Below are 664 nucleotides of genomic sequence, written 5' to 3' on the forward strand. Positions count from 1 at the left end.
GAGTGCGTCAAGGCCGAGGGCGCACCGAGCTACAACTGCTCCGTATCGAGCCAGGTCATGGCCATGGAACGGGACTTCGGCCATGAGATGGACGGGGTCTACACGTTCACCGAAGTAGGCGGTGCTTGGAAGATCACTGGCCGGGTCCAGTAGTTCCCCCACCGATCTGACCGCTCCCCCTAACTCCCAGGACATCCAATGACCGTTGGCACCTTTCTCCTTTTGCTTGTCTTGTGCGCAGCCGTGCTGGTCGCCATCGGTGTCAATCAGGCTCTTCGATTCCGCAGTCAGCGGGAGGCCTTTGGCCGAGAATTTGAACGCTCCTACTTTGGAGGGCAAGGCGGCTTGGCGATCTCAGTCGAGCGTTCGAGGTTGAAGATCCGTGCTCGCAATGCAGTCAAGATCTACCCGTTGGCGAATGTGCGCTCGTGGGAGAAGCATTGGCACAACTCAAAGTGTCAGGGGACGCTGACTGTGAGTGTCCGGGATACGGATCACCCCGTGTGGTCCATCCCGTTCCAAAGCGAGAACGAGATGAACCAGTGGTRTGAGATCCTGAATCAAGCGGTCAACGAAGGTGGGAAGCCGTGATCCCGATTTGCAGGCAACGCTCGATCTTGACCGCAATGAATTTTGTGCTACGAATCGGGGAACGCCACTACTC

General features: G+C 57.5%; 1 protein-coding gene. It reads left to right on the forward strand.

Annotated elements, in window-relative coordinates; all coding sequences use genetic code 11:
* The first annotated feature begins 198 nt into the window (after positions 1 to 198).
* Positions 199 to 591 (forward strand): hypothetical protein, encoded by a 393-nt coding sequence (locus ACXJKH_RS21780; RefSeq protein ID WP_457322501.1) that lies wholly within the window; start codon positions 199 to 201, stop codon positions 589 to 591.
* The last annotated feature ends 73 nt before the right edge of the window (positions 592 to 664 follow it).

It is taken from the genome of Stenotrophomonas sp. P5_B8, from assembly GCF_054049855.1.